Source organism: Sphingomonas canaveralia, from assembly GCF_047238125.1.
GTDB lineage: Bacteria > Pseudomonadota > Alphaproteobacteria > Sphingomonadales > Sphingomonadaceae > JBDFMH01.
This window is the reverse complement of record NZ_JBDFMH010000001.1, coordinates 798,955-815,950: the sequence shown is the minus strand read 5'-3', so window position 1 is coordinate 815,950 and position 16,996 is coordinate 798,955. Positions and strand designations below refer to the sequence as shown.

The 16,996-nt window shown below is 65.7% G+C and carries 14 protein-coding genes; 3 read left to right on the top strand and 11 right to left on the bottom strand.

Going from position 1 to position 16,996, the window contains the following annotated elements:
* Nucleotides 1-20 precede the first annotated feature (20 nt).
* From frr to ABC347_RS03970, 6 genes are all read right to left on the bottom strand, one after another.
* Nucleotides 21-578, bottom strand: a complete 558-nt coding sequence (gene frr, locus ABC347_RS03995; RefSeq protein ID WP_413244450.1) for a ribosome recycling factor — start codon at nt 576-578, stop codon at nt 21-23.
* Entirely contained in the window at nt 565-1,305 is a 741-nt protein-coding gene (gene pyrH, locus ABC347_RS03990) for a UMP kinase (protein WP_413246992.1), read from the bottom strand. Before pyrH ends, frr begins: the two co-directional genes overlap by 14 nt.
* Nucleotides 1,306-1,417: 112 nt before the next feature.
* Complete coding sequence (tsf, locus tag ABC347_RS03985) at nt 1,418-2,371, bottom strand: translation elongation factor Ts (protein ID WP_413244449.1); 954 nt, start codon at nt 2,369-2,371, stop codon at nt 1,418-1,420.
* A 113-nt stretch (nt 2,372-2,484) separates the two neighbouring features.
* A complete protein-coding gene (gene rpsB, locus ABC347_RS03980) occupies nt 2,485-3,240 on the bottom strand; it encodes a 30S ribosomal protein S2 (RefSeq protein ID WP_413244448.1) in 756 nt (251 codons plus the stop codon).
* A 381-nt stretch (nt 3,241-3,621) separates the two neighbouring features.
* Nucleotides 3,622-4,425, bottom strand: coding sequence for a CDP-alcohol phosphatidyltransferase family protein (locus tag ABC347_RS03975; RefSeq protein ID WP_413244447.1), 804 nt, complete (start codon nt 4,423-4,425; stop codon nt 3,622-3,624).
* Entirely contained in the window at nt 4,422-5,156 is a 735-nt protein-coding gene (locus tag ABC347_RS03970) for a phosphatidylserine decarboxylase (RefSeq protein WP_413244446.1), read from the bottom strand. The genes ABC347_RS03975 and ABC347_RS03970 overlap by 4 nt, the downstream gene beginning before the upstream one ends.
* Nucleotides 5,157-5,291: 135 nt before the next feature.
* Between ABC347_RS03970 and ABC347_RS03965 the strand changes: the two genes are divergently transcribed.
* Both ABC347_RS03965 and ABC347_RS03960 read left to right on the top strand, forming a co-directional pair.
* A complete protein-coding gene (locus ABC347_RS03965; protein ID WP_413244445.1) occupies nt 5,292-6,512 on the top strand; it encodes an NADP-dependent isocitrate dehydrogenase in 1,221 nt (406 codons plus the stop codon).
* A gap of 107 nt (nt 6,513-6,619) precedes the next feature.
* A complete protein-coding gene (locus tag ABC347_RS03960) occupies nt 6,620-8,227 on the top strand; it encodes a GNAT family N-acetyltransferase (protein WP_413244444.1) in 1,608 nt (535 codons plus the stop codon).
* On the opposite strand, the gene ABC347_RS03955 is transcribed toward ABC347_RS03960, so the two are convergent.
* Nucleotides 8,228-9,856, bottom strand: coding sequence for a cation:proton antiporter domain-containing protein (locus tag ABC347_RS03955; RefSeq protein ID WP_413244443.1), 1,629 nt, complete (start codon nt 9,854-9,856; stop codon nt 8,228-8,230). It abuts the gene before it with no gap.
* Nucleotides 9,857-9,966: 110 nt separating this feature from the next.
* Here ABC347_RS03955 and ABC347_RS03950 point away from each other — a divergent pair, with 110 nt between their 5' ends.
* Nucleotides 9,967-11,751, top strand: a complete 1,785-nt coding sequence (locus ABC347_RS03950) for a cation:proton antiporter domain-containing protein (RefSeq protein ID WP_413244442.1) — start codon at nt 9,967-9,969, stop codon at nt 11,749-11,751.
* Here the strand turns inward: ABC347_RS03950 and alaS are convergent.
* From alaS to ABC347_RS03930, 4 genes are read right to left on the bottom strand one after another with little or no spacing between them, the layout of a single operon-like run.
* The gene (gene alaS / locus ABC347_RS03945) at nt 11,748-14,408 is read right to left on the bottom strand and encodes an alanine--tRNA ligase (RefSeq protein ID WP_413244441.1); all 2,661 of its coding nucleotides are present in this window, start codon (nt 14,406-14,408) and stop codon (nt 11,748-11,750) included. The two genes, ABC347_RS03950 and alaS, sit on opposite strands and share 4 nt — an antisense overlap.
* 46 nt (nt 14,409-14,454) lie before the next feature.
* Nucleotides 14,455-14,952 carry a DUF4019 domain-containing protein gene (locus ABC347_RS03940; RefSeq protein WP_413244440.1) on the bottom strand — a complete coding sequence of 166 codons (498 nt, stop codon included), beginning with the start codon at nt 14,950-14,952 and terminating at the stop codon, nt 14,455-14,457.
* The gene (locus tag ABC347_RS03935; protein ID WP_413244439.1) at nt 14,949-15,575 is read right to left on the bottom strand and encodes a glutathione S-transferase family protein; all 627 of its coding nucleotides are present in this window, start codon (nt 15,573-15,575) and stop codon (nt 14,949-14,951) included. Before ABC347_RS03935 ends, ABC347_RS03940 begins: the two co-directional genes overlap by 4 nt.
* A 42-nt stretch (nt 15,576-15,617) precedes the next feature.
* Nucleotides 15,618-16,970: an aromatic ring-hydroxylating oxygenase subunit alpha gene (locus ABC347_RS03930; RefSeq protein WP_413244438.1), complete on the bottom strand. Its 1,353-nt coding sequence runs from the start codon at nt 16,968-16,970 to the stop codon at nt 15,618-15,620.
* Between the last annotated feature and the right edge of the window lie 26 nt (nt 16,971-16,996).

Genomic DNA, 16,996 nt, shown 5'->3' with positions numbered 1-16,996 from the left:
AGACGCTGCACGCGCCCGGCTCACTTGCCCAGGATTTCCTTTTCCTTGGCGCCCGCCGTCGCATCGATGTCGGCGATGGTGGCATCGGTGAGCTTCTGGATCTCGGTCTCGTGACGCTTCCGCTCGTCCTCGCCGAATTCGCCCTTCTTCTCGTCGGTCTTCAGCGCATCCATGCCGTCGCGGCGAACGTTGCGCACCGCGACCCGGGCCTTCTCGGCATATTGACCGGCGAGCTTGGCCAGTTCCTTGCGGCGCTCCTCCGTCAGGTCGGGAATCGGCAAACGCAGCGTGGTGCCGTCGACAATCGGGTTGAGACCCAACCCGGCCGAACGGATGGCCTTGTCGACCGGGCCGACATTGGACTTGTCCCACACCTGCACCGAGATCAGTCGCGGCTCGGGCACCGATACGGTGGCGACCTGCACGATCGGCATCTGCGCGCCATAGACCTCGACCGTGACCGGATCGAGCAGCGACGTCGTCGCGCGGCCGGTCCGCAGGCCGGACAAGTCACCCTTCAGCGATTCGACCGCACCGTGCATGCGACGCTCGATATCGGGCTTGTTATAGGCGGGCATCGGCCGTCTCCTCATTCTGGACCGTCGTCGCAATCCCCTCGCCCGCCAGCACGCGGGCCAGGTTGCCGCGCTCGCGGATATTGAACACCACGATCGGGATGTTGTTGTCGCGACACAGCGCAACCGCGCTGGCATCCATGACCTTGAGATCGTCGGACAGGACGCGGTTGAAACTCACGGTTTCATAACGGGTTGCGGTCGGCACCTTCTTCGGATCGGCATCATAGACGCCGTCCACCGATGTGCCCTTGAACAGCGCGTCGCATTTCATCTCGGCGGCGCGCAGCGCGGCCCCGCTGTCAGTGGTGAAGAACGGGCTGCCGACGCCGGCCGCGAAGATCACGATCCGGCCCTTTTCCAGATGCCGCTCGGCCCGGCGACGGATGAAGGGCTCGCACACCGATGCCATCGGAATCGCTGACTGGACCCGCGTATCGACGCCGATCTGCTCGAGCGCGTTCTGTACCGCCAGCGCGTTCATCACCGTCGCCAGCATGCCCATATAGTCGGCCGTGGCGCGCTCGAAGCCCTGCGCCGCAGCGGCAAGCCCACGGAAGATGTTGCCGCCGCCGACCACGACGCAAAGTTCGTAGCCCATTTCCTTGGCGTGAGCGATCTCGCCGGCGACACGCGCGGTTACCGCCGGATCGATCGAAAGTCCGCCAGTGCCCATCAGCACTTCGCCGGACAGTTTCAGCAGGATGCGGTTGTAACGCGGGCGGGGCATCGCTGGCAGGATCCGATCGGCGTAATTGGGGGGATCGGCGCGCACCTTAGTGGCGCGCCGATACGATGCCAAGCGGCCTCCCCGCCCCGTTCGCCGGGGCGGAGAGCGACGCTCAGTTGGCGGGCGCCGGCTCGCGCGGGGACGCGGTGCCGGCCGCCGCGGCGACTTCGGCTGCGAAGTCGCTGCTCTGCTTCTCGATGCCCTCTCCCAGCTGGAAGCGGACATAGTCCTTCAGCACGATCGTGCCGCCGGCATCCTTGGCGGCCGCGGCCACCACGTCCGAGATCTTGGTCTTGTTGTCGATCACGAACAGCTGGCTCAGCAGCGCGTTCTCCTTGCGGAACTTCGCCACGGCGCCATCGACCATCTTCTCGATGATGTTGGCCGGCTTGCCCAATTCGGCGGCCTTCTCGGTTGCGATCGCGCGCTCGCGCTCGATCAGACCCTGGTCCAGGCCATCTTCGGTCAGCGCCTGCGGGAAGGCGGCGGCGATGTGCATCGCCAGCTGCTTGCCCAGCGCATTCAGCGCTTCTGTCGGGGCATCTCCCTCGAGCGCGACAAGCACGCCGATCTTGCCCATGCCCGGTGCGACCGAATTATGGATGTAGGGAACGACCGCGCCCTGCGACACCTCGACAACCCGCACGCGGCGCAGCTGCTGGTTCTCGCCGATGGTGGCGACATTGGCCGTCAGCTTCTCGGTCACGGTGCCGCCGCCCGGATAGGCCGCAGCCCCCAGCGCCTCGACATCGCTGCCGCCGTCCAGCGCCAGGCCGGTCACGGTGCGGACGAAATCCTGGAACTGCTCGTTCTTGGCGACGAAGTCAGTCTCGGCATTCACCTCGACCGCGGCACCCCTGGTGCCGGACACGGCCACGCCGACCAGGCCCTCGGCCGCGGTGCGGCTGGACTTCTTGGCGGCAGTCGCCAGCCCCTTGGTGCGCAGCCAATCGACCGCGGCATCCATGTCGCCACCGGTCTCGGTCAGCGCCTTCTTGCAATCCATCATGCCCGCGCCGGACTTCTCGCGAAGCTCCTTGACGGCTGCAGCGGTGATCTCCGCCATGTCCAGATCCTTTCGATACGAAGGGGCGTCACCCCGCCTATGGCCGGGGTCTCGAACGGCCGATCCTGCCGGCCCCGCGAGATCCCGGCCGAAGCCGGGATGACGGAGAAATGTTACGCGCTCAGCGCTTCCTCGGCCGGCGGCTCGACCATCGCGCCGATATCCTCGCCACGGGCCGCACGGCCACCCTGCTGGCCACGCGTCGCCGCCTGGGCGACAGCATCGCAATACAGGCGGATCGCACGCGCCGCGTCGTCATTGGCCGGCACCGGGAAGGCGATGCCGTCCGGCGACACGTTCGAATCGAGGATCGCGACGACCGGGATGCCCAGCGTATTGGCTTCCTTGATCGCCAGCTCTTCCTTGTTGGCGTCGATCACGAACATCACGTCGGGAATGCCGCCCATGTCGCGAATGCCGCCCAGCGACAGCTCGAACTTGTCGCGCTCGCGGGTGAGCTGAAGGATTTCCTTCTTGGTCAGGCCGTGGATATCGCCCGACAGCTGCTCTTCCATCGCCTTGAAGCGCTTGATCGAGCCCGAGATGGTCTTCCAGTTGGTCAGCATGCCGCCCAGCCAGCGGTGGTTGACATAATGCTGGCCCGAACGGCGCGCCGCCTCGGCGATCGGCTCCTGCGCCTGGCGCTTCGTGCCGACGAACAAAACCTTGCCGCCATGGCTCACCGTCTGCGCGATGAAATCGAGCGCGCGCGCGAACAGCGGCACGGTCTGCGACAGATCGATGATATGGACGCCGTTGCGATCGCCGAAGATGTAAGGCTTCATCTTCGGGTTCCAGCGATGGGTCTGGTGGCCAAAATGGGCGCCAGCTTCGAGCAGCTCGTGCATCGAGACGGTGGGAACCGCCATGGGATAGTCTCCTTCCGGTTGATCCTCACCAGGGCGATGGCCGGATCGTCCAAGGGACGCGTACCGGCACCGGGTTATGAGCCCTGGTTGTGGGTTGCGGGAGCGCCCTTAGCCGCATCGCCCCAGCAAATCAAGGCTTGCAAAAAAGAACGAAAGGTGAACATATGGAACGATGACAGGGCGGTGACGTTGCTGCCTGAACTCGAGCCCGAGGTGCCTTGATGCACATTTTGTCCGCACTGTTCTTCATCGCCGCGTTCGCTGCCGCCCTCACAGTCCTGGCAGCAGCTTTTTGGGATGAGCGCGATGCGGTGATGACCGCGCTCGGCTTGCAGACTCCGGCGCCCCGTCCCGTGGCCCGCCGACGTGCGGGGCCTGCGTTTAGGCCGCAGCCGGTGCGTCGGGCACTGCCGCGGCTGCTCGCTGCCGCCTGACCTTGGCATAGGCCAGGATGCCGAACGGAACCGACGCCAGATAGGCGATGCTGACAACCGTTAGTGTTGCCCAGGGTGCCGAGATCAACGACGCACCCAGCAGCGCCACCGCCGCCAGCATTCCCAGCCGCACCCCGCGGCGAATGCGCAACGCGCTCCATGAATAGGTGGCGACGTTCGACACCATCAGGAACGCGACCAACGCCGCCCACGGGGCGACCACCAGCGGCTCGCGGAAGAAGGCGAGCCCGGTCCACAGCCAGAGGTAGACCGGCAGGAACAGCAGGCCGGCACCGGTCGGCGCGGGGATGCCGGTGAGAAACCCGGCCGACTTATGCGGCTGGTCCTTCACATCGATGTTCGCGTTGAACCGCGCCAGCCGAAGCGCGCAGCAGACGGCATGCGCCAGCGAGATCGTCCAGCCGAACTGGGGCATATGCTGGAGCGACCACAGATAGATGATTACGGCTGGCGACACGCCGAACGCAATCACATCCGACAGCGAATCGAGCTCCGCCCCGAACCGGCTTTCGCCTTTGAGCATGCGCGCGATGCGGCCATCCAGGCCATCGAGCACGCCGGCCACGATGATGCAGCCGATCGCCTTCTCCCAATCGCCGGAGACGCCGCCGGCCGCCGAGATGCCGAAGCGCACGCCCGACAGGCCGAAGCACAGCGCCAGCGCCGTGACCGCGTTGGGCGCCACGGCGCGCAGCGGAATGCCGCGCCGCGGCCCGCGCGCATCGATCATTGGGCCAGCCCGTCCACCCGTTCGCCATCGCCGATCTTCGCCAGCACCGTCTCACCGGCCAGGGTCCGCTGCCCCAGCGCCACCTTCGGTGCGGTGCCCGCCGGCAGATAGACGTCGACCCGACTGCCGAAGCGGATCAGCCCGACCCGCTGTGCGCGGGCCACGATGTCGCCCGGCTTCACGAACGGCACGATCCGCCGCGCCACCAGCCCCGCGATCTGGGTGAAGCCGATCCGCGTGCCGTCCGCATCCTCGACCAGGAAATGCTGGCGCTCATTGTCCTCGCTCGCCTTGTCGAGATCGGCGTTAAGGAATTTGCCCGAAATGTAGACGACACGCTTGATCGTGCCCGCGATCGGCGAACGATTGATGTGCACGTCGAACACCGACATGAAGATCGACACGCGCACCATCGGCGCGGTGCCCAGGCCGTCCGGCCCCTCCAGCTCGCGCGGCGGCGGCACGGTGGTGATCAGAGTGATCAGCCCGTCGGCCGGCGCGATCACCAGTCCCTTGCCCGTCGGCGCGGTGCGGATCGGATCGCGGAAGAAGGCGAGCACCCAGATGGTGACGCCGACCAGCACGAAGCCCAATTCATCCCAGATGAAGAACAGGAACAGCGCCGCCAGCGCCCCCGAGATGAGCGCGAACTTGCGCCCTTCGGGATGAACCGATGGGAACCGCCACTTCACGGTCGTGGTCACCACGTCCGGCTTTTCGAGAGATGTCATGCCCGCTTTCTAGGATGGGCGCCCGGGATCGGCAATGGCCGGCAGCCCGCCGATCGGCCGGCCCGCGCCGGTTGATCCCGCGGCCATCCCCCCTTAAGCGCGTGGCGAACCCAAATTCGCCGGAGCCAGCGCGCCATGGAAAAGATCAAGGTGAAGACCCCGGTCGTCGAGCTCGACGGCGACGAGATGACCCGCATCATCTGGCAATGGATCCGCGAGCGGCTGATCCTGCCCTATCTCGATATCCAGCTCGAATATTACGACCTGGGCATGGAGAAGCGCGACGAGACTGATGACAGAATCACGGTCGAATCCGCGCGCGCGATCCAGAAATATGGCGTCGGCGTGAAATGCGCGACGATCACGCCCGATGAGCAGCGGGTCGAGGAATTCAAGCTCAAGAAGATGTGGAAGTCGCCCAACGGCACGATCCGCAACATCCTGGGCGGCGTCGTCTTCCGCGAACCGATCGTCATCAAGAACGTGCCCCGGCTGATCCCTGGCTGGACCGACCCGATCGTGGTCGGCCGCCATGCCTTTGGTGATCAGTATCGCGCGACCGACTTCCGCGTGCCCGGCCCCGGCAAGCTGCGCATGGTGTGGGAAGGCGAGGATGGCCAGAAGATCGAGGAGGAAGTGTTCAACTATCCCGCCTCGGGCGTCGCGATGGGCATGTACAATCTCGACGAATCGATCCGCGATTTCGCGCGCGCCAGCATGAACTATTCGCTGGATCGCGGTTGGCCGCTGTACCTGTCGACCAAGAACACCATCCTGAAGGCCTATGACGGCCAGTTCAAGGATCTGTTCCAGGAGGTTTTCGACAAGGAATTCAAGGACAAGTTCCGCGATCGCAACATCACTTACGAGCATCGCCTGATCGATGACATGGTTGCGTCCGCGCTGAAGTGGAGCGGCCGCTTCGTCTGGGCCTGCAAGAATTACGACGGCGATGTGCAGTCGGATCAGGTCGCGCAGGGGTTCGGCTCGCTCGGACTGATGACCTCGGTGCTGCTCTCGCCCGATGGCAAGACGGTTGAGGCGGAGGCCGCACACGGCACCGTCACCCGCCATTATCGCATGCACCAGCAGGGCAAGGCGACTTCGACCAACCCGATCGCGTCGATCTTCGCCTGGACCGGCGGCCTGAAGTTCCGCGGCAAGTTCGACGGCACCCCCGACGTGGTCCGCTTCGCCGAGACGCTCGAGGAAGTCTGCATCAAGACGGTCGAGGACGGCCATATGACCAAGGATCTTGCGATCCTGATCGGCCCGGACCAGCCCTGGATGACGACCGAGCAGTTCTTCGAGCAGGTCCGCGCCAATCTCGAGAAGGCGATGACCAACTGGCAGTGAAGCAGCCATGATAAAAACGGTCGCGGGCCTGAACTTGTTTCGGGTCCGCCCGTTGCCCAACGAGTGAGGCCGGATCCCAGAGCCGGCGCGTCCTTCGAAGGGTAGGCATGACCAGCAGCACCAAGGCACGCCTCGAAGTCCGGCCAGCGAAAGCAGCGGACGCGCGCGGCATCGTCGCGCTGATCTCGCGCGTCTACCCGGGCTTCGAACCCTACAGCCTCGGCATGATCCGCGGGCAGATCAACAATTTCCCGGCCGGCCAGTTCGTGGCTGTCTATGACGGCACCGTCGTCGGCTACTGCGCCAGTTCACGCATCGACGAGGCGGTCGCGTTCGGCCCGCATGATTGGGAACAGATCAGCGGCAACGGCTTCGGATCGCGCCATGATCCGACTGGCGACTGGCTCTACGGTTATGAAATGGCGGTCGATCCCAAGCAGCAGGGTCTGCGGATCGGCAAGCGGCTTTACGAGGCGCGGCGCGCGCTGGCCGAGGAGCTCGAGCTCAAGGGCATCATGTTCGGCGGGCGCATGCCCGGCTTCGCGCGCGCCCGGCGAAACGGCGTATCGGCCGAAGAATATGTGCTCGGCGTTGCCAGCGGAAAGATCAAGGATCCGGTGATCGGCTTCCAGCTCGCGAACGGGTTCGAGCCGCATGGCGTGTTGCCGCGCTATCTGCCCGAGGACCGCAAGTCGGCCGGGTTCGCCGCTCGCATGGTCTGGCGCAATCCCTATGTCGATCCGGACGAGCCGGTCGCGTTCCGCGTTCCCCGCGGAATCGAAAGCGTGCGCCTTGCGACTGTGCAGTTCCAGGCGCGCGCGGTGAAGGATTTCGCGGAGTTCGTGGCAAGCGTCGAATATTTCGTCGATGTCGCGTCGGACTATCGCTCCGATTTTGTCGTCTTCCCGGAGCTGTTCAGCCTCTCGCTGCTCTCGTTCGAGACTGAGACGCTGAGCCCGATGCAGGCGATCGACCGGCTCACCGCGCATCGCGAGCCGCTGGTGGCGGAATTGTCGCGGATGGCTTTGCGCTACAATATCAATATCATCGGCGGATCGCATCCGACGCGAATTGAAGATGGCGAGATCCAGAACGTCGCCTATGTCTGCCTGCGCGACGGTTCGGTCCACGCACAGGAGAAGATCCACCCGACGCCTAACGAGCGCTATTGGTGGAACATCAAGGGCGGCACGTCGATCGATACGATACAGACCGACTGCGGCCCGATCGGCGTGCTGATCTGCTACGACAGCGAGTTTCCGGAACTGGCGCGCCGCCTGGTCGACGAAGGCGCGCGGATCATTTTCGTGCCGTTCTGCACCGATAGCCGGCAGGGCTATCTCCGCGTGCGTTACTGCTGTCAGGCGCGCGCGATCGAGAACCAGTGCTTCGTCGTGATGTCCGGCAATGTCGGCAATTTGCCGAACGTCGACAATATGGACATCCAATATGCGCAGAGCTGCATCCTGACCCCATGCGACTTTCCGTTTGCGCGTGACGGGATTGCCGCCGAAGCGAGCGAGAATGTCGAGACACTGACGATCAGTGACGTGAACCTCGCCGACCTCACCTGGGCACGCGCGGAAGGCACGGTGCGCAATCTGGCCGATCGACGGTTCGACCTTTACCAGATCGATTGGACACGCGGCCCGCAGGCCGATGTCCCCCATCCTGAGGCGCGGCCGATGGGCACGAAGGCGCCCGGCGGCGGCTGATCAATCCGCGGGGGCGCCCATCAACGCCTCATCGATCATCCGCTTGGCGACTTCGGCTTCGGGCACGATCGTCATGTCGGCACCACGCGCTTCGAGATATTCCGACTCCTTGGGCGAATGGCTGCGCGCGACGATACGCAGCCGGGGGTTGAGCCGCTTCGCCTGCTCGATCGCCTGGCCCGCCTCATACGTCTCCGGGATAGCGACGAACATCAGCCGCGCGGTAGCAAGTTCGGCCTGCTCGAGCGTCTTGGCCGAGGCGGCATTGCCCAGGATCAGCCGCGCATTTCCCGGGCAGGGTGCGACATCGTCCTCGGCCTCGATCACCACCAGCCGGATGCCGGCCGCGCACAGCTTGTCGGCCACGCGCCCGCCGACGCGGCCATGGCCGACCAGCACGACATGGCCGCCCTGCTGCGGAGCCGGGGCGCCGCCGATCGCCTGATCGTCGTCACGATCGATCAGCTTGCCGCCAATCCGGTTGATCAGTGCGAACAGCAGCGGGTTCAGGATGATCGAGATGATCGCGCCACCAAGGATCAAGTTGCGTGCATCCTCCGGCAATATCTCCAGCTTGCCACCCAAGGTGGCGAGAATGAACGAGAATTCACCGATCTGCGCGAGGCTCGCTGCAATTGTGGTTGCGGTGCGTGACGAACGCCCGAACGCGCGCACGATCGCAAAGGCCGCGATCGATTTACCGATCATGATGATTGCGACCGTCGCCAGCAGCGCACCCGGCTGCTCGATCACCGTCTCAGGATCGAACAACATACCGACCGACACGAAGAACAGCACCGCGAACGCATCGCGCAGCGGCAGCGTTTCCTCGGCAGCCCGCTGGCTGAACGGTGATTCGGCCAGGATCATGCCTGCGAAGAAGGCGCCGAGCGCAAACGACACCCCGAACAGCGAGGCCGATCCGAACGCCACGCCCAGCGCCAGCGCCAGCACCGCCAGACGGAACAGCTCGCGTGATCCGGTGTGGGCGATCTGGTGCAGCATCCACGGGATCACGCGCCGTCCGAACAGCAGCATCAGTGCGGCGAAGCCCGCCACCTTCGCAACCGTGATCGCCAGCGCGATGCCGATATCGATGCCGCTGCCCGATCCCGCCAGCGCCGGGATCATGACCAGCGCCAGCACCATCACCAGGTCCTCGACGATCAGCCACCCGACCGCGATCTGGCCGCGTTCCGTATCAATCAGCCGCCGTTCCTGCAGCGCGCGCAGCAGCACGACCGTACTGGCCACCGACAGCGCGAGGCCGAAGAGCAGTCCCGCCGCGTCATTCCATCCCAGGCCGCGCGCCAGCGCCCAACCCATCGCCATCGCGACGCCGATCTGCACGATCGCGCCGGGAATGGCGATCTTGCGCACTGCCAGCAGTTGTTTCAGCGAGAAATGCAGGCCGACCCCGAACATCAGCAGGATCACGCCGATCTCGGCCAGCTCGGTCGCCAGATCCTGGTCCGCCACGAAGCCCGGGGTGAACGGCCCCACCGCGATACCTGCCGCCAGATAGCCGACAATGGTCGGCAGCCCGAGGCGATGCGCGACCGCGCCGAACAGAAATGCCAGCACGAGCCCGCCGACGATGGTCTCGATCAATGGAATGGCGTGCGGCAAAGGCCTGCGCCTCCTTCAAATGTCGTCAAAAGGGGTAAGCGACCACCGTTGCCCCGCTTGGCGCACAGTGCAAGACTGGCGTTTGCGCCGCATCGCGGCGAAGGTGGGGCATGGCCCTTCCCCTGCATTCCGAAGCGTTCAGCGACTCGCTCGTCATTCTCGGCGCCGCCGGCATCGTGATCCCCGCCTTTGCCAGGCTGCGGGTGAACCCCGTGATCGGCTTCATCCTCGTCGGCCTGCTCGTCGGCCCGGCCGGCCTCGGCTCGCTGATCGGCCAATATCCCTGGCTCTACCATATCACGATCTCCAACCCCGAATTGATCGCGCCCTTCGCCGAATTCGGCATCGTGCTGCTGCTGTTCTCGATCGGTCTCGAACTCTCGTTCCGTCGGCTCTGGTCGATGCGATCGCAGGTGTTCGGCCTCGGTGCCGCCGAACTGCTGGTGTCGGGCCTGCTGATCGGCATCGCCCTGCATTTCATTGGCCAGAATTGGGGCGGTGCAATCGGGCTCGGGCTCGCGCTCGCGCTGTCGTCGACGGCGCTCGTGCTGCCGATGGTGGGCACCACCAGTCCGGTCGGCCGTGCCGCATTCTCGATGCTGTTGTTCGAGGATCTGGCGCTGGTCCCGATCATCTTCCTGCTCGGCGCGTTGGCCCCGGCCGCGGCGGCCGGCACCGGTGACAGTATCGGACAGGTGCTGCTGATCGGCGGCGCGACGGTCGCGGTGCTGATGGTCGCCGGCCGGTTCGCGTTGCCGCCGCTGTTCGCACAGGCCGCGCGCACCAAGAGCCCGGAGATGTTCCTGGCCGCCAGCCTGCTGGTCGTGATCCTGGCCAGCGTTGCCACGACCGCGGCCGGCCTGTCGCCGATCGTCGGTGCGCTGCTGGCGGGCCTGCTGATCGCGGAGACCGACTATCATACCGATGTCGAGGTGACGACCGCGCCCTTCCGCGGCCTCGCGCTCGGGGTGTTCCTGATCACGGTCGGCATGAGCCTCGATATCCGCATGATCGTCGCCAACTGGTGGGAACTGGCGATCGCAGTGATCGGCGTGGTGGCGCTGAAATCGGTGGTCACCGCGCTGCTGCTGCGGCTGAGCGGCGCAACCAAGGGCGTCGCCGCCGAAACCGGCCTCTTGATGTCGTCGCCTTCGGAAACCACGCTGATCGTGCTCGCCGCTGCCGTGCAGGCCCAGTTGATCCTGCCGTCGACCGCCGCCTTCTGGCAGATCGTGACCGCGATCGGCCTGACCATCACCCCGCTGCTGGCCCGGATCGGCCATGATGCCGCGCAACGGGTCGAACTGGGGCGTGAAGAACATGCCGAGCCGCCCGAAGGCGGTTACCGTGCGATCATCGTCGGCTGCGGTCGCGTCGGGCGCCTAGTCGCCCAGATGATGCAGGCGCACGCCCTGCCCTACCTGTCGATCGATGCGGATATCGACGCGGTCAACCATGCGCGCCGGCGCGGTTACAACGCCAGCTTCGGCGATGTGATGCGCCCCGGCATGATCGATCGGCTGGCGCTGGATCGCGCCGATGCGCTGGTGCTGACGATGGACAATCCAGTGCAGGTGGCACGGATCACGACGCAGGTTCGCGAACTCTATCCCGATCTCACGATCGTCGCCCGCGCTCGCGATCCGGAACATGCCGCGCTGCTGTACCGGGCCGGCGCCACCGATGCGGTGCCAGAGACGCTCGAAAGCTCGCTCCAGCTCTCGGAAGCGGTGCTGGTCGATATGGGGCTCGCCATGGGCCCGGTGATCGCATCGATCCACGAAAAGCGCGCCCAGCTGCGCGCCAAGATCATGGAGATGGCCGAGATGGAGCGGGAGCCGCCGCAGCGCGGGCGACGGCTCAGCGATCCGACCGGCGACAGCGAGGCCGCCTAAGCGGCGACCGCCAGCCCCTCCAGCGCCGCGCGTACCGCTGCGACCGCATCGGCCGCCTTCGAACCGTCCGGCCCGCCGCCCTGCGCCATATCCGGCCGGCCGCCACCGCCCTGCCCGCCGACCGCGGCGACGGCGGTACGGACCAGATCGACCGCGCTCAGCGATCCTTTCAGATCGTCGGTCACGCCGACCGCGACCGTCGCACGGCCATCGCTGACGGCAACCAGTACGGCGACACCCGAGCCGAGCCGGCCCTTCGCCTCGTCGACCAGGCCGCGCAGCGCCTTGGGATCGAGCCCGTCGATCACCTGGCCTGTGAACGCAATACCGCCGACCTGCTCCGGGCCTGCGGCTTCCGCCTTGGCGGCACCGCCGCCCAGCGCCAGTGCCCGCTTTGCCTCGGCCAGTTCGCGCTCCAGTCGCTTGCGTTCCTCCACCAGGCTGGCGATCCGAGCCGGTACTTCCTCGGGCGAAGCCTTCAGAGTCGCGGCGACTTCCTTCAGCTTGTCCTCGCGCTGGGTCAGCCACAGCCGGGCCGCCTCGCCGGTCAACGCCTCGATGCGGCGGACGCCGGACGAGACTGCGCTCTCCGCCACGATCTTGAATAGCGCGATATCGCCCAGCGCATTGACGTGGGTGCCGCCGCAGAGCTCGACCGAATAGCTGTCGTCATCGGCGCGACCCATCGAGAGCACGCGCACTTCTTCCCCATATTTCTCGCCGAACAGTGCCAACGCGCCTGCTTCGACCGCCGCCTCGGGCGTCATCAGTCGTGTGCCGACCGCATCATTTTCACGAATGTGACGGTTCACTTCGGCCTCGACCGCGGCGATGTCGTCCGCAGTCATCGCCTTTTGCTGCGAGAAATCGAACCGCAGCCGATCGGGCGCGACCAGGCTGCCCTTCTGGGTGACATGGCCACCCAGCCGGTGGCGCAGCGCCGCATGCAGCAGGTGGGTTGCCGAATGATTGGCGCGCAACCGCGCCCGGCGATCGGCATCGACCGACAGGTGCACCGGATCGCCCGGCTTCACCCTGCCTTCGACGATCCGAGCGCGATGCGCGTGCAGCCGCCCGAGCGGCTTGGCGGTATCGCTCACCTCGACCTTGAGCCTATCGGCGCTGATCGTGCCGGCGTCGCCCATCTGGCCACCGCTTTCAGCGTAGAAGGGTGTCTGGTTGGTCAGGATCACGACCTCATCGCCGGCCGCGGCCACGTCGACCACCGCGCCGTCCTTGACGATCGCCAGCACCTGGCCCTCGCCCTCATGGCTGACATAGCCGGTGAACTCGGTGCCGCCATGCTGCTCGGCCAGATCATACCACAGGTCGTCGGACGCCTTTTCGCCGGACCCCTTCCAGGCCGCGCGCGCTGCCGCCTTCTGCTCGGCCATCGCGGCATCGAACCCAGCGCGATCGACTGACAGACCCTGCGTCCTGAGCGCATCCTCGGTCAGGTCATAGGGGAAGCCGAACGTGTCGTAGAGCTTGAACGCAGTCGCACCTGGCAGCGTATCGCCTTCGGCCATGCTGCCGGTGGCCTCGTCCAGCAGGCGCAGTCCATTGGCCAGCGTCTGGCGGAAGCGCGTCTCCTCCAGCTTCAACGTTTCCTCGATCAGCGGCTGCGCGCGGACCAGATCAGGATAGGCCGCGCCCATCTCGGCTACCAGCGCCGGCACCAGCCGGTGCATCAGCGGCTCGGCCGCGCCCAGCAGGTGGGCGTGGCGCATCGCGCGGCGCATGATCCGGCGCAGCACATAGCCGCGGCCCTCGTTCGCAGGCAGCACGCCGTCCGCCACCAGGAAGCCCGATGCGCGCAGGTGATCGGCGATCACGCGGTGCGATGCGGTGTTGGCGCCATCGGTCGCGCTTTTCGTCAGTTCGCCGGACGCCGCGATCAGCGCCTTGAACGTGTCGGTATCATAATTGTCGTGCACGCCCTGCAGCACGGCCGCCACCCGCTCCAGCCCCATGCCGGTGTCGATCGACGGCTTGGGCAGGTCGCGCACGATCTCGTTCGCCTCCTGCTCATACTGCATGAAGACAAGATTCCAGATCTCGACGAAGCGGTCGCCATCCTCGTCCGGGCTGCCGGGCGGGCCACCCGGGATATGATCGCCATGATCGAAGAAGATCTCCGAACAGGGGCCGCACGGGCCGGTATCGCCCATCGCCCAGAAATTGTCCTTGGTGGGGATCCGGATGATCCGGCTCTCGGGCAGACCGGCCACTTTCTTCCAGAGATCGAACGCCTCGTCATCGGTATGATAGACGGTCGCGGTCAGCCGCGCCGGATCGATGCCCCATTCCCTGGTGATCAACGTCCAGGCATGATGGATCGCCTGTTCCTTGAAATAATCCCCGAACGAGAAATTGCCGAGCATCTCGAAGAAGGTGTGATGGCGCGCCGTGTAGCCGACATTGTCGAGGTCATTATGCTTGCCACCCGCCCGCACGCACTTCTGCGAGGATGTAGCAGTGACATAGGGGCGCGTCTCGAGCCCGGTGAAGACATTCTTGAACGGCACCATGCCGGCGTTGACGAACATCAGCGTCGGATCATTGTGCGGCACCAGCGGCGCCGATGGCACCACGCGGTGGCCAGTCCCCGCGAAATAGTCGAGGAAGGAACGGCGGATGTCGTTGGTCGATGTCATGAGCGGGACTTAGTGGAGGTGCGGCCCCTTCTCAAGACGGGCCGGATCATGACGGGCAGCCGAACTGCCGGGCCAGCGGAGCACGCCGCTCGGGCGCAAGTTGGGCGGCGGTTTCCTTGTCGAGCACATTCTGCTCCTCGCGCACGATCCGGAACGTGCCGTCCGCCTCGCGGTGCCACATTACATAGCCGCACATCAGGGCCAGCCCGCTGAACCGCCCGGTGAAGTCGGCAGCGACGTAGAGCCCCGGCTCGCGCGCCTCCGGGGGGTTGTCGTACCAGGTCAGCCGAGCGATCTCGCGGCCCTCGGGCTTTCCCGCCCCGGCGTTGAACTGCGCGAGATTGGCCTTCCACAGATCGGGCGGCAGATAGGCCTTCACCGATGGCGCAAGTCGGCGATAGGCCGCCTCGGCATCGCCGCGATCCTTCGCGGCGAAATAGGCCTCGGTCTCTGCCACCAGCTCTTCGGCCGACACGCCGGCCGGCGCATGGCCCACCTGCTCAGGCAGCGGCGCCATCAGCAGCAGGGCGGCGAACAGGATCATGCGTAGGCGTATGGCCCGCCGCGTTCCAGCGCACGGCCATAGGCGGGGCGGGCATGGATCCGCTCCAGCCAGTCGATCAGATTCGGATAGCGATCGTCCAGCCCCGCCCGGGCGCGTGATGCCTCCAGCGGAAAGCTCATCATCATGTCGGCCGCAGTGAAGTCCTCGCCCGCGAACCAGGGCCGATTGGCGAGCTCGCCGTTCAGCCAGGCCAGATGCTGCGCCATCATCGCCAGCAGCGGCTTGCGCGCGGGCCGGCCGAGCAGCCCCAGCCGCCCGATCACCAGCAGCGCCAGCAGCGGCGGCATCATCGATCCTTCGGCATAATGCATGAACATGCGGTAGCGCAGCGCCGCATCGCGGTGCGGCGGCGGCCCGAACCGCCCCCCGCCCAATTCAACCAGATATTCCATGATCGCCGCGGATTCGGCGATGATCCGCCCGTCATGTTCCAGCAACGGCGATTTGCCGAGCGGGTGGACGCGCTTCAATTCGGGCGGTGCCAGCATCGTCTTTGGGTCGCGCGCATAGCGGCGGACATCATAGTCGAGCCCGAGCTCCTCCAGCAGCCACAACACGCGTTGCGACCGACTATTCTCGAGATGGTGAACGATGAGAGACATGGCGCCTGTCTCTCACCTCCCTTGTGCGGCGTAAAGCGACGATCAGTTCGCAGCGGCCATCCTGCGATCGAGCTCGGTATGAAAATGGCGGAGCCGCGCCTCCTGCTCGCACCAGATCGGGCCGCGGAACCCGCGCGAGCGCGCGCCCTTCTGCACCACCGGCAGCAGATCGGAATCCTGGTCCAGCACCTCGCCCATTCCCGGCGGCACGCCGAGCGGCGTGTGGACCACGTCGGGCCGGGTGTCGCCGGTCAGATCAACATCGTCGCCCAGCCCCATCCAGCCCGGAGCACCATAACCGGGCACGTCGACATGCTTGTACATGATGACGGTTTCGTAGGTGAACTGGTTCGGATCGTCACCATGCGGCTTGAAACGGTGAAGGAACACCGCTTCCGGATGACAGCCGATCTGGGCATTGGGGAAGATGCCGAAGATCGTGCTGTCGGTCAGCTGTGCATCGGAGAAGCGATCATAATCCAGCCCCAGCCGCGCGGCGCGATCGCGCTTGGCGGCGGCGATCGCGGCACGCGATTCATGTGCGCTGCCGTTCCAGCTCGCCGGATCGAGCCCGGCATCCGCCAGCAGCATCGCGATGCCGGGGTTCACCTCGCCCTGATCGGGATAGTGCGAGTTGGGCTGCGCGAACGGCACGAACTGCCGGCTCATGCCATTCGGATAGAGATCGATATGCGTGCGATCGTCGATGATCCCCATCGTCTGCGGATGGATCGCATGGAGATGATAGCTCTCGTAGAAGGCGTCGATCCCGCCCTTCCAGTTCGCCGCCCAATCCGAGCGGCGATGCTGCACCGGATTCATCTCGCCGATGCGATACGTCTCCAGCATCGGCAGGATCGGCCCCAGGAAATCGGCGAGCGGCTCGACATCCGGGTTCATCGAGATGAACACCAGCCCGGCCGCTTCCTCGCAGCGCACCGATGTCAGATCGGTGCCATGGCACAGCACTTCCGGCCGGAAAGTCTCGGCATCGGTCACCGCGATGTTGCTGCCGTCCAGTGCGAACTGCCAGCTGTGGAACGGGCAGCTGAAGCTGGCCTGCGATCCCACGTCCGAAGAAACCAGCCGCGCGCCGCGATGCGGGCAGACATTGTAGTGCGCCTTCAGCGTCCCGTCGTCTGCGCGCACGATGATGAAGCTCTCGACCCCGATGTCATACTTCATCCAGTCGCCCGGTTCGCGCACATCGGCCACGGGACCGGCGAACAGCCAGTTGCGCGCGAAGATCTTTTCCCATTCCTCGGCGGCAAAGGCGGGATCGGTGTACCGCTCGGGCGTCGGGCGCGCGGTACCATTGTCGATATAGGGCGCGGGCTCGTCGAACTTGTGGGTCGATCCCTGATGGACCTTCCACGCACGCGGATCATAATTCATCATCGTCTCCCGAGTCCGCCCCTCTG

Excerpts from the sequence above, each read along its gene's own strand:
- ABC347_RS03965 (WP_413244445.1), top strand. The coding sequence starts at position 5,292 with ATGGAAAAGATCAAGGTGAAGACCCCGGTCGTCGAGCTCGACGGCGAC.
- pyrH (WP_413246992.1), bottom strand. The coding sequence starts at position 1,305 with ATGCCCCGCCCGCGTTACAACCGCATCCTGCTGAAACTGTCCGGCGAA.
- tsf (WP_413244449.1), bottom strand. The coding sequence starts at position 2,371 with ATGGCGGAGATCACCGCTGCAGCCGTCAAGGAGCTTCGCGAGAAGTCC.
- rpsB (WP_413244448.1), bottom strand. The coding sequence starts at position 3,240 with ATGGCGGTTCCCACCGTCTCGATGCACGAGCTGCTCGAAGCTGGCGCC.
- ABC347_RS03975 (WP_413244447.1), bottom strand. The coding sequence starts at position 4,425 with ATGATCGATGCGCGCGGGCCGCGGCGCGGCATTCCGCTGCGCGCCGTG.
- ABC347_RS03960 (WP_413244444.1), top strand. The coding sequence starts at position 6,620 with ATGACCAGCAGCACCAAGGCACGCCTCGAAGTCCGGCCAGCGAAAGCA.
- frr (WP_413244450.1), bottom strand. The coding sequence starts at position 578 with ATGCCCGCCTATAACAAGCCCGATATCGAGCGTCGCATGCACGGTGCG.
- ABC347_RS03970 (WP_413244446.1), bottom strand. The coding sequence starts at position 5,156 with ATGACATCTCTCGAAAAGCCGGACGTGGTGACCACGACCGTGAAGTGG.
- alaS (WP_413244441.1), bottom strand. The coding sequence starts at position 14,408 with ATGACATCGACCAACGACATCCGCCGTTCCTTCCTCGACTATTTCGCG.
- ABC347_RS03935 (WP_413244439.1), bottom strand. The coding sequence starts at position 15,575 with ATGTCTCTCATCGTTCACCATCTCGAGAATAGTCGGTCGCAACGCGTG.
- ABC347_RS03940 (WP_413244440.1), bottom strand. The coding sequence starts at position 14,952 with ATGATCCTGTTCGCCGCCCTGCTGCTGATGGCGCCGCTGCCTGAGCAG.
- ABC347_RS03930 (WP_413244438.1), bottom strand. The coding sequence starts at position 16,970 with ATGAATTATGATCCGCGTGCGTGGAAGGTCCATCAGGGATCGACCCAC.
- ABC347_RS03950 (WP_413244442.1), top strand. The coding sequence starts at position 9,967 with ATGGCCCTTCCCCTGCATTCCGAAGCGTTCAGCGACTCGCTCGTCATT.